Annotated in this window: 10 protein-coding genes and 2 pseudogenes; 5 read left to right on the top strand and 7 right to left on the bottom strand. The window is 65.2% G+C overall.

Annotation, left to right across the window (positions count from 1 at the left end; translation table 11 throughout):
• Window positions 1-165 precede the first annotated feature (165 nt).
• Window positions 166-828: a class I SAM-dependent methyltransferase gene (locus AC5Y21_RS08130; RefSeq protein WP_499911101.1), complete on the top strand. Its 663-nt coding sequence runs from the start codon at window positions 166-168 to the stop codon at window positions 826-828.
• Between the two features lie 5 nt (window positions 829-833).
• Here AC5Y21_RS08130 and AC5Y21_RS08125 read toward each other — a convergent pair whose 3' ends face one another.
• The 4 genes from AC5Y21_RS08125 to AC5Y21_RS08110 all read right to left on the bottom strand — a co-directional run bounded on the left by AC5Y21_RS08125 (window position 834) and on the right by AC5Y21_RS08110 (window position 5224).
• On the bottom strand, window positions 834-1853 hold the full coding sequence (locus tag AC5Y21_RS08125) for a sulfotransferase domain-containing protein (RefSeq protein ID WP_499911099.1): 1020 nt from the start codon (window positions 1851-1853) through the stop codon (window positions 834-836).
• Window positions 1853-3034 (bottom strand): type III polyketide synthase, encoded by a 1182-nt coding sequence (locus tag AC5Y21_RS08120; RefSeq protein WP_499911098.1) that lies wholly within the window; start codon window positions 3032-3034, stop codon window positions 1853-1855. Before AC5Y21_RS08120 ends, AC5Y21_RS08125 begins: the two co-directional genes overlap by 1 nt.
• Window positions 3031-4497, bottom strand: coding sequence for a fatty acid desaturase (locus tag AC5Y21_RS08115; protein WP_499911096.1), 1467 nt, complete (start codon window positions 4495-4497; stop codon window positions 3031-3033). The genes AC5Y21_RS08120 and AC5Y21_RS08115 overlap by 4 nt, the downstream gene beginning before the upstream one ends.
• A 121-nt stretch (window positions 4498-4618) precedes the next feature.
• Window positions 4619-5224 (bottom strand): LppX_LprAFG lipoprotein, encoded by a 606-nt coding sequence (locus AC5Y21_RS08110; protein ID WP_499911095.1) that lies wholly within the window; start codon window positions 5222-5224, stop codon window positions 4619-4621.
• A gap of 623 nt (window positions 5225-5847) precedes the next feature.
• On the opposite strand from AC5Y21_RS08110, the gene AC5Y21_RS08105 reads away from it, so the two are divergent.
• From AC5Y21_RS08105 to AC5Y21_RS08095, 3 genes and pseudogenes are all read left to right on the top strand, one after another.
• Entirely contained in the window at window positions 5848-7053 is a 1206-nt protein-coding gene (locus AC5Y21_RS08105) for a serine hydrolase domain-containing protein (RefSeq protein ID WP_499911094.1), read from the top strand.
• 14 nt (window positions 7054-7067) lie between these two features.
• Entirely contained in the window at window positions 7068-7607 is a 540-nt protein-coding gene (locus tag AC5Y21_RS08100) for a GNAT family N-acetyltransferase (RefSeq protein WP_499911090.1), read from the top strand.
• 123 nt (window positions 7608-7730) lie between these two features.
• A pseudogene (locus AC5Y21_RS08095) lies at window positions 7731-7964 on the top strand (NAD(P)-binding protein); the annotation flags it as partial.
• Here the strand turns inward: AC5Y21_RS08095 and AC5Y21_RS08090 are convergent.
• The 3 genes and pseudogenes from AC5Y21_RS08090 to AC5Y21_RS08080 all read right to left on the bottom strand — a co-directional run.
• A pseudogene (locus AC5Y21_RS08090) lies at window positions 7958-8029 on the bottom strand (4Fe-4S dicluster domain-containing protein); the annotation flags it as partial. The pseudogenes AC5Y21_RS08095 and AC5Y21_RS08090 overlap by 7 nt on opposite strands.
• Entirely contained in the window at window positions 8026-8793 is a 768-nt protein-coding gene (locus AC5Y21_RS08085) for a GntR family transcriptional regulator (protein ID WP_499911353.1), read from the bottom strand. The pseudogene AC5Y21_RS08090 and the gene AC5Y21_RS08085, both read right to left, overlap by 4 nt.
• A 191-nt stretch (window positions 8794-8984) precedes the next feature.
• A complete protein-coding gene (locus AC5Y21_RS08080; RefSeq protein WP_499911088.1) occupies window positions 8985-10451 on the bottom strand; it encodes an FAD-dependent monooxygenase in 1467 nt (488 codons plus the stop codon).
• Between the two features lie 83 nt (window positions 10452-10534).
• Here AC5Y21_RS08080 and AC5Y21_RS08075 point away from each other — a divergent pair, with 83 nt between their 5' ends.
• Window positions 10535-11149: a TetR/AcrR family transcriptional regulator gene (locus AC5Y21_RS08075; RefSeq protein WP_499911087.1), complete on the top strand. Its 615-nt coding sequence runs from the start codon at window positions 10535-10537 to the stop codon at window positions 11147-11149.
• The last annotated feature ends 8 nt before the right edge of the window (window positions 11150-11157 follow it).

Below are 11157 nucleotides of genomic sequence, written 5' to 3'. Positions count from 1 at the left end.
ATCGTTAAAGGATGTCGACTGCGGGGCAGCGTAGCACTGCGCGCCCCGCCGGGGGCGACTCGGGCGGCGTGGCGGGGTTTGCCGTGGCGCCTGTAGTCACTTCTGCCACACTGGCCTCTGCTAGGGGCGCGGCACCGAAAAGCACACCGGGCTATCCTGGCGGAAATGACAGACTCTTTCCCCGCCCGCTCTGGCCGGCCGCTCATCGACTTCGATGCCCTGTACCGCGGCGAGAGCCCCGCCGAAGGCATCCCACCGATGACTGCACCGCCATGGGATACCAAGGCGCCCAAGGAGAATGTCATCCGGTGGCAGACGGGCGGCTACGTTCACGGTGACGTCCTCGATATCGGCTGCGGGCTCGGCGACAACGCCATCTACTTGGCCAAGAACGGCTACCAAGTGACCGGATTGGACATCTCCCCGACCGCCTTGATCACTGCCGAGCGCCGGGCCAAGGATGCCGGAGTCGACGTGAAGTTCGCGGTGGCCGATTCCACCAAGCTCGACGGCTACACCGACGCGTTCGACACCGTCTTCGACAGCGGCATGTTCCACTGCCTGGACGACGACGGAAAACGCAACTACGCCGCCGCTGCGCATCGGGCCACCAGGTCCGGGGCCACCCTGCTGCTCAGCTGCTTCTCCGATGCCAACCCCGACGACGCCGAAATACCGCTACAGGTGGTGTCCGAGCAGACATTGCGTGACGTGCTCGGCGGCGCGGGCTGGGATATCGAGTCGCTGGAACCCGCAACAGTGAGCCGCGAGCGGGACGGCACCGAGGTCGAGATGGCGTTCTGGTATGTCCGCGCGCAGCGCCGCTGAACCGCTCAGTCCGGACGACAGGCTCGGCGGCCCTCGTGCGCCCAGGCCAATAGGTCCCGTGCCGCAAGCTGGTCGGCGCGGTGGATATAGCGCCGTAGCGCATCATCGGTAACGAATTCTCGCCATTCACCACGACCGCCGGCCCGGAAGAACCGCTCGTTGCTGTGCCAGATTCCTTCGGTGGAGTCGGGGGCCAACTCGGCTGCGCGAGCCCGCATGGCTTGCAGCGTGGCGTGCTGCGTGAGCTCCTCGGCACGATCGCGTCCGAGGTCGACGCCGAGAACAGCAGCGAGACGGAGCAGCTCGCCGACGAGGTCGAGCTGGTAGTCGGCGTAGTGGAAGAGGGCCACATTGGGCAGATGCCGCCTGTCCCACAGCGACGCGAAGTGGTGCAGGATGTTGGCCAGCGAGCCCATCCCCTGTGCGGGAGGCTTGTGTCCCATCCCCTCGAGAGGCGGCCCAAATCGCTCGCGCGGCTCGAACGGCATCCCCCCTGGGGGCACTCCGCCGATCCCTTCGGGGGCTGTGATCGGTCCTTCCATCCAATCCCGGAAGGCCTCGCCCGGGCTGGGGAGTCGGGCGTCGGGCGCGGGCGGCAGTGGGGCGTCGGGCGGGCCAGCGTGGAGTTGCCGTATGCGCTCGAGGTTCATGTTGTCCAACTGGCGCAGCTCCGACACGGCGGCGTCGCGCGGATCACGGCCGACTCCGATGTAGGTGACCCGGTCGTCGAGCACCAGACCGTCCAGCGGTGTGTGGGTCTTGAGGAACCGTCGGTGATCCTGGGCATCGAGGGTGGCGACGACTTCTTCGATTGGTCGGATGTTCAGGTCGACCCACGGCGACACCGTCGACAGTGGCCCCGGTAACTTCGGCCCGTCGAAGACGAGCAGCGACACCAGGCGTTGGGTCCAGGTCACACCGCACTTCGACGGCGCCGAGATGACGATGTCGCCCTCGCGTAGCTTCAGCGCATCCCACCGCATGTTGTCGCTCATCCACGAGCGGTACATCACCCGGTTGCGCATCAGCGGCGGACGATGTCGAACAGCATGCCCTCGACAGTCACTCCCGGGGCGAACGCGAACGCCACTCCGGTGGAAATTTCCTTGGCCGAATCCAATTGCCGCACCATGGTTTCCAGCACGAAGATCAGGGACACGCTCAGCATGTTGCCGAACCCGGCCAACACCTCCCAGCTGGGCGCTGCCCGCTCCGCCGGGATTGCCAGCGAACGCACCGATTCCTCAATGATCCTGGGACCTCCCGGGTGAATCGCCCACAGGTCGATGTCGGGCATCTGCAATCCATTGTCTGCCAACATCTCTGCGACTACCGGAGCAACCCCGGCGTAAATGTAATCGGGCAGGTTCTCGGACAGCTCGCAGGTGATGCCATTGTGGTTGACGCCGAGCACGATGCCGTCCGCCGCGCCGTCGAGCAGCCTGCTGAAACTGGCGCGGATCACCACTTTGCCCGGTTCAAGCTTTTCGTGCACCTGGCTGGCGCCGATCACCAACGCCGCGCAGCCGTCGCCGAACAGACTGTGCGTCACCACCTCGTTCACGTCATCGCCGAAAACCGCATTCACCGAACACAATTCGATGCACACCACCATTGCCTTCATGTCCGGGTGGGCCCGAACATAACTCGTGGCAATGCGAACGGCGTTTATCGCCGCCGCGCAGCCCATGAAATTCAGTACGACCCGCGAAACCGACCGTGACAGTCCCAGTTCCTGGACGATTGCCACGTCCACACCCGGAGCGATGAATCCGGTGCTGGTCACAAACACCAGCAACCCGACCTCGTCGGCCGTGTACGGGAGACCGGCCAGCGCCCGTCCGCCCACCTCGACGGCCAGCGGAACCGCGTGCCGGTAGAACATGTCCATCCGCCCCCGGATCGTCGCGGGGTTCCGGCGAAACGGCTCGAACTCGGCATCGAGGGGATCAATGGCCATCCGGCGGGTGGCGACCTTCGTCTTCGCATACACGCGCAGAATCCGGTCCCGCTGCTTTTGGTCGGTGAAGAGGTCCGCGACCCGATCAGCCGCCGCGCGCTGATCCACCACGCGGTGCGGCGCGCCGGTCGCGATGCTTTCGATCACCGCGACCGTGGTCGGCGGGGCCGGTGGCAACTGGGCAAGGCTGTCGTCTTGCTGCTCAGGGGTTCCCGGGCGCCGGACTTCGTCCTCCGAAGTGCTCATACCGTACCGATTCCGACGAATCCCTGAATCACATAGTCGGCACTGGCTTTCCATGCTGCAGGCGAGCAATGTTCGCGAAGGAAGCCCCAATTCAGCTCCCTGGCCTGTCGCGAGGGTGACGTCAGATACATCCGGCACAGCTTCGGAAGCCGATCGGTGACGAAACTCTTGGCGGGAACCCACTCGATGCCGAATTTGGCCGCCTCTTCGGCCAGTACGTCCTCGGTGGCGATGTTGGCGAACCCGCTGCGCTGGAACGGCAGCACATGATGGACGCGGTGCGAACTCAGCCCGGCCGACAGGAAGCAATCGACGTAACGATTTCCGACCACCTTCAGGTCGTCGGCGTGATCGAGTTGATCGGTACCCCAGTCCTGCTCGCCGTCGGCGGCAGGCTCGCCGGCCTGTTTCTCGAAATCATGGCTGGCGACCACCAGGAAGGTACTGATCCACAACGTCGCGACGAATTGCAAAGCCCAGGCCAAGAACTCACCGGCCACGACGAACGCCACCAGTTCCCCGACGAGCAGCAGGCGCACCCCGGAGGATCCGACGAAGTGCGGGAGCGCCCCTCGCCAACTTCCATAGGACTCCTCGACGCCGACTTTCCAAGTGAGGCGCCAGACGTCGGCAATCCGGACCGCCATGCCGGTCAGCATGTGGCCGAATTTGTGGATGGTGTGTAGCGGCACCCGATACAGCCGGGGCAGCCGCATCATCATCATGAAAACGTTCTTCTTGATGTCGACCGCACTCTGGGTATACGGGTGGTGCAGCAGGGTATGCCCGTCCGCGGTGACCAACGCCAACGCGACGTAGTTCATGTCGAAGGTGTTTCCGAGGACCCGGTTCACGCCGCGCTGCGCGCGATGCAGCGAATAATGCCCGAACCCGGCCAGCGAACTGCGCAGCAGCACCATTGCAATCACGAAGAGCGGCAGTGGCATCCAGCCGGGTTCACCCAGCCGCAGCACCTGAACCGCGAAATAGGCGACGGCCAGCAGCACCGCCACGATGTTGAAATACTTGTCCATGCGCTTGATCCGGGCTGCCAGCGCAGGCTCGTTCAGCCGGGCTTTGACGCGGTGCAGCAGATCGTCGTGGTTGTCGAATCGGTACTTCGGGGTGTCTCGCCAGCTGTTGAAATCGTCGGCGAAAAGGAATGGCGGGGCGTTGTGCTTCGGGTGGATGTCCTGCGGCGTCGCGTCGCGGTCTAACGCATAGCGCCGCTTCAGGATTCGTTCGACCTTTGCCGGATCGCGGTGGTAGGACGCGACGATGGCGGTGATGTCGCGGTTCTTGGTTCGCCCGATGAAGAAAGCGCCACCGGGGTGCTTGCTGATCCAGTCACTCAGGTCATAGGCACGCCCGTTGTAAACCCATACATCTGACAGCCTCGGCCCACCCGGAGGAGGAGCGGGTCTGGGGTCGCGCTCCTGTATTTCAGGGAGGTCGTTTGTCATTCGCGTTCCTCCAGCTCTGGCGTCGGTGGAGGGGTACCAGGTGTAACGGGGTTACTAGGGGCGGGAACCGGCCCAGAACTTCGGGCCGGCTCCCAATCCGGACTTCAGACGGTGGCGTCGGTTACCCCGTCGGGTTGGGGATGTTGACCGGCTGTCCCCATGCCGACAGGGTGATGGTGACGTGGCCTTGGCCCTTTTCGACCACCAACCGCACCAGGTTTGCCGCGTTGCCCGGCGTCGCTTTCAGGTCGGTGATGTACAGCGTGATCGGAAGGGGCGCGGTCGCGTCCTTGCCGATCTGCGGGATTATCGGGTCGAGCACCGCGGCATCGATGGTTCCGCTCACCTTCACGGTGGCCACGCCGTTGATGTTCTCATTGCCGGTCACCTGCGGGTTCTGGACTTTGCCGATGGCGCTGCCCAATCCTTTGTCCTTGTCGAGGAGGATGCCCGGGTCGTAGATTTTCTCGGCCGGTCCCACCGAGACATAGGCTCCGGTGTCGTTCTTGATGTACATGGTCTTGTTGGTGACCAGGAAGTCCTTGGGGACCGCCGGGCCCTGCGGCTGCAGCCGGACACTGGCATGGCCGACCGCCCGCCCGTTGCCCTCAGGCTGGTTGGTCACGTCGGCGTCAACGCTCTCCATCGGGAGCGTCGTGATGTTGGTCGTCGCCAGAATCAGATGGAGCGAATGCAGGATTGTGGTTGCTTTGGAAGCGTCCTGCACGAGCTGTCCGGCTTGAGCTGATGGTGCTCCGGACGTCGCCGCCGAACTGGATGTTCCAGAAGCGCCCGAGGTTTGGGACGTTTGGGACGTCGCCGTCGACGACTTGTTCCCACAGCCCGCAAGGGCGGCCACGACTAGTGCTGCCGCGGCGACGATCGCAACAGACCGGGAGGGTGCGTGGGTCACTCGTTTGGACGAGATTTGCGCTTGATGTGTCAAGCCATTCATTTCCAGCCTTTACTGAGTTATCTGGTCGGTCGGAATGAGCCGCGATTCGCTTCGCTCGCGTACAGCCCGGACGAGTCCCCCAGAATCTGAGCTCTCGTCGGTGGTCCCGGGTCTCGGTGACTGCATACCCGCACCCTGGCTCGCCGGCAGCGCCAACGTCTTTCGAGGCATGCGCCGCCCTCCCAGCTTGTTCACCAGATCGCATCGGCCGGAGAGCAGCGAGACTAACATGTGGCAGGCTGCGCGAGTAACGGTTTCGGCAAAGCAGCAATCGAATTGGTATCGCTGCTTGACCGGTTAAGGGGCGCGGCCGAGCACACCGGATATGCGTTGCCAGCCGGTTCCTGCGGTCTCCGCGCGTAACGTCGGGCACCCGCGCGACTACCCTCAACCGGGTGAAGCTCGACGCCAATCAGGCCGCTATCCGCGAGGTTTGCGATGCCGGCCTGCTCGCCGGTGCGGTAACGGTGGTCTGGCAGCACGGAGAACTGCTGCAACTCAACGAGATCGGCTACCGCGATGTGGACGCGGACCTGCCGATGCAGCAAGACACGCTGTTTCGCATCGCGTCGATGACCAAGCCGGTCACGGTGGCAGCGGCGATGAGCCTGGTCGACGCGGGCAAGCTGGCGCTGCACGATCCGATCGCGCGCTGGACACCGGAGCTCGCCGATTTGCGCGTGCTGGACGACCCCGGTGGTCCGTTGGACCGGACGCATCCCGCCCGCCGGCCCATCCTGCTCGAAGACCTGCTCACCCACACCAGCGGTCTGGCCTATAGCTTTTCGGTGTCCGGACCGCTCTCCCAGGCGTACATGCGGTTGCCGTTCGACCAGGGTTCGGACACCTGGCTGGCCGAACTCGCCGCGCTGCCCCTGGCCCATCAGCCGGGTGAGCGGGTGACCTACAGCCACGCCATTGACGTGCTGGGCGTGATCATTGCCCGGGCCGGCGGCAAACCGTTCTACCAAGTCCTTGACGAGCGGATCCTGGGTCCGGCAGGCATGACCGACACCGGGTTCTTCGTACCGATGGAAACGCGGCGACGTGCCGCCACCATGTACCGGCTTGACGGCGAGGGGCAGTTGCGGCACGACGTGATGGGGCCGCCGCACGTCAAGCCGCCGTCGTTCTGCAATGCCGGTGGCGGGCTGTGGTCGACCGCCGGCGACTACCTGCGGTTCGTGCGCATGCTGCTCGGTGACGGTTCGGTCGACGGTGTTCGGGTGCTCTCACCGGAGTCGGTGCGCCTGATGCGCAGCGACCGGCTTACCGACGAGCAGAAGCGGCACAACTTTCTGGGAGCGCCGTACTGGGTCGGGCGCGGATTCGGACTGAACCTGTCGCTGGTGACCGAGCCGGCGAAGTCGGTGCCGTTGTTCGGGCCCGGCGGTCTCGGAACGTTCAGCTGGCCCGGCGCCTACGGGACGTGGTGGCAGGCCGATCCGACTGCGGACCTGATCCTGCTGTACCTGGTTCAGAACTGTCCCGATTTGTCCGTCGACGCGGCCGTGGCCGTGGCCGGCAACACCTCGCTGGCCAAGCTACGGACGGCGCAACCGAAGTTCGTCCGCGAAACCTATCGGGCGCTGGATCTATAGCGGACAGCCCGCCGATGGTCGACTACCCACCTGACCGCATCGCCGGACCACGGCTGCTGCTGCGGCTGCCCGCGCCGGACGACGCCGGCGCGTTGTTCCAGAGAATCGCCCGCGATCCCGAGGTGACCAGGTATCTGTTGTGGAGCCCGCACCCCGACGTGGCGGCAACGCGGCGGGTGATCACCGAGAAAATCAATGTCGGTGACGGCGAGCGGACCTGGGCCATCACGTTGCGGCACAGCGACGAGGTCATCGGCCTGACCAGCTGCCGGCGCCCGGTGCGGCACTCCGTCGAAATCGGTTACTGCATGGCGCGGCGCTGGTGGGGCAAGGGTTTGATGACGGAGGCGCTCGAGATGCTGATGGCCGCGCTGGAAGCCGACCGGGACGTGTACCGCGTCTGGGCCACCTGCAACGTCGACAACGAGCGGTCGGTGCGATTGCTGCAGCGAGCGGGTTTCGTGCCGGAGGGCCGGCTGGCCCGGCATGCCGTCTATCCGACAATCGGGCCCGAACCGTGCGACAGCCTGCTCTACGCCAAGGCGCTGCGGTGAGCCTTAGGCTGAGCCGCATCCGCCGAGGCTGCGGTGGGGGCGCGGTTCTGGCGGGATATCCAGCCCTGTACGCAGTCTCGATGCCGTCACTACAGGCTCGGTGGCCGTCGTAGTCTGACCACTGTGCGACAACCGACCGTCCTGATCAGCGGTGCGGGGATCGCCGGGCCATCGCTGGCGTATTGGCTCACCCGTTCGGGCTTCCGGGTGGTGGTCGTGGAGCTCACCGACGGCATCCGTCCAGGCGGCCAGACTGTCGACCTGCGCGGCGCCGGGCGGGCGGTAGTCGAGCGGATGAGACTGCTCGATCAGATGCGGGCCCGTAGTCTGCACCAGCGCGGCGTGGCCTGGGTGCAACCGTCGATGCACAGCGACTCGTCGATGGTGACCGACACGTCGGCGCGATTGTTGACCAGCGTCATGGGTTACTCCTAATCGGCTCGGCTCTTAATAAGTTGCCGCGCATGGTGATTCGATCTCCCCGCATCCGGATGTACTCAAGGTCTACGGGCCGGCCGTCGTCGAGGCGGGTGAGTCGCTCCAGCATGAGTAGCGCCGCACCGTCGGGCACTTGCAGTGTGGCCGCGGAATGCGCGTCGGCGGGAATGGCTTCCAGCGCCAGCGACGCCGAGCCCAGTCGGTGTCCGCTGACCTGCTCTATAAGCGCGAACAGGTCTTGAGTTTCTAAGGGGTTTTCCAGCGGGCAGTCCAGAATCTGGGTTCCGATGTCCGGGGTGAGGTAGGTCAAGTCGAGGCTGAGCGGCAGGTCGCCGAGATAACGCAGCCTTTCGATAAACACCGCCCGCTCACCCGGTTTCAGCTGCAGCCGATCCGCCACCGCCGGCGGGGCGGCCACCGCCATTGCGGCCCGCACCTCGTTGCGGACCTCCCCCAGGTGTTTGAAGGTTTCCTTCAGCCCCAGCAGCGCGTCGAGCCCGTGGTGATACTTGCGCTGCGCGACATGGGTGCCGACTTTGGGTCCGCGGTCGATCAGGCCTTCGTTTTTCAGCACCGTGAGCGCTTCGCGAATGGTGTTGCGGGAGACGAAAAATTCAGTGGCCAATTCGCTTTCGGTAGGCAGCCCGTCGGGGTAGGCGCCGGCGTGGATCTGCTGGCGCAACACGTCGGCGGTCCGGCGGGCACGGTCTGCCCGGGGTCCGCGGATCGGAAGGGGCGCTTCAGTCATGGCCACGTCGTCACGCTAATGCCGCTCGGCGGCATGTTCCGGGTGACCGATTGCGGCCTGTAGTGGCCGGTCAGGCTATTGCGCCGGGCCCGATTCGGCTACGACCAGCCAAAACCCGCGCCCGGTCGGCCATTGCGCCACTTTGCGCGCCGGGCCGCCTTTCTGATCCCGGTGAGCGGAACCCAGTTGTTTCAGTCGGGCAGTAGCCGGCTTGCGTAGTCCGCGAGTGCGGCCGGTTGGATCGTGATGGCGCCGATGTAGCCGTCGGGGCGGATCAGAACAGTGCCGCCTTCCTTGGCGCCGTAGGCCTGGTCGATCAGACCGTCAGCGTCGAGGATGTCGCTGCCGATCTCGTAGGCGTGCACGCAGCGGCTGTCCACGCGCGGCGCGTCGGGCCCAAATCGCAGCAGCGTCCAGTGCGGACCGGCGCAAAGCGGGAACAGCCGCCCCGGTTGGCCGTCGGGGCAGAGGCACGTCGCGTCGGGTGCGCGGTCACCGGCGGCCAGCACTGCGCTGGAGCCGTCGTCGAGGGTCAGTGGGCCGCCTCGGTAGTTCAGGTCGAGTTGGCGGGTTTCGGCGCCGCGTTCCAGTGCGTCGTCGCTGCCGCGCAGCGTCTTGGCAAGCAGCTCGGTGCTGATTCCGAGCACGCGCGACGCGATTGGCAGCCGTTCTGCTTGGTAGCTGTCGAGCAGCGCCTCGACGTCCAGGGAGGTCCCCGCCAAAACCGTGGCGAGTTTCCAACCGAGGTTGTAGGCATCCTGCACGCCGGTGTTGAGCCCCTGCCCCCCGGTCGGCGGGTGCACATGGGCGGCGTCACCGGTCAGGAAGGCGCGGCCTTGCCGAAATCGTTGCGCCAGACGCACATTCGGGCGCCAGATGGTGGCCCAGGTCAGTTCACGCAACTTGATGTCGGTCCGGCCGGACGCGGTGTCGACGAGGCCCTGCAGCGCGGGCAGCGTCGGTTCCAAGCCGGGCGCGGTGGTATTCACCACAAAGGTGTCGCCGCCTCCCGCGAGCGGAGTGAAGCCGAAAAAGCAGCGGCCGTCGAGCATCCAGCCGTGCCCGTACTCGTGGTCCAGACCCTCGACTCGCACGTCGACTTGAACCATCCCAAGATCGTCGTCGGTCGTGCCGATAAACGGGATCGCGAGCTGTCGGCGGATCGTGCTGCGCCCGCCGTCGGCGCCGACCAGGTAGGCGGCCCGCACGGTTTCACCGCTGTCCAGCCGAGCCGTCACCGCGTCGTCGTCCTGCTCTACCCCCGAAACCTCGCTGCCCAACTCGACGCTGATCCCGTACTCCGCGAGCCGTGACCGCAGAATCTGCTCGGTCCGCCACTGCGGCACGAACCACAGGTTGGGATAAGGCACATCGCTTCGCGGCGGCTCGGGCTCGGCCATCTGCTGCTCCCAGACCACAGAATCTCCGTCGTAGATTCGCATCACCGGCGCACCGATGCCGGCCGCGAACACCTCATCCAAAACGCCGAGGTCCTCGAAGACCTCAAGCGTGCGTGGCTGCAATCCGTCAGCGCGAGAGCCGATCGCGAACCGCTCCGCCTTATCGACGATGCGCAGTTCAACTCCTCGACGGGCCAGTTCGATGGCCAGCGTTAGGCCGGTCGGCCCGGCCCCGACGATCAAAACCTGAGTATCCATGTGGGCTTTCTCTAGATGAATATGTATTCAGTGAATAGTGATTCAGTCTGATGTGATGCTAGCTTTCTGTCAAGGAGGTGACGGTGAAACGCGTGGAACAGGCCGCCGGCACCGAGGCGGCGCTCAAGGACGCCGCCCGCCGCGTGTTCGCGCAGAAGGGCTATCTGAACACCAAGATCACCGACATCACCGCCGAGGCCGGGCGCGCCGCGGGATCGTTTTACAACCACTTCACCAGCAAAGAAAACCTGCTCAAGGGGCTGCTCGCAGACATGCTGGCCGAAAGCGACCGTGATGTCGCCCTGAGCTCCGAACACACCGGGGACTTCACCGACCGCGCCGCGGTGCGATGGCATGTCGCGGTGTATTGGCGCTTCTACACCGGCCACGCCGTTGAGCTCACCGCGCTACGTCAGGCGGCGTTGGTCAACGCCGAGTTTGGCGTCCAGATTCAGTCATTGATGAACGAAGACATCAGCCACATCCGCGATCATTTGGACCCCATTACCGCGGCGGGTCGTACCCTGCCCGGGCGTCCCGACGTGGTTCTGGCGATGGTCGCCGGGCTGCTCGACGGATTCGGATCACACTGGCAGATGTCGGGTGGCCGGCTCGGCGAGCGTCACGTCGACGAGGACGAGGCCATCGATGCGTTGACCGACTTCGTCTACCGCGCGCTGAACGGACCGCCGGGTTAGTCAGCCGG

The sequence above is a fragment of the Mycobacterium sp. NGS41 genome, from assembly GCF_059812725.1.
The sequence above is the reverse complement of the archived record's forward strand: the minus strand, read 5'-3'. Positions and strand labels throughout refer to the sequence as shown.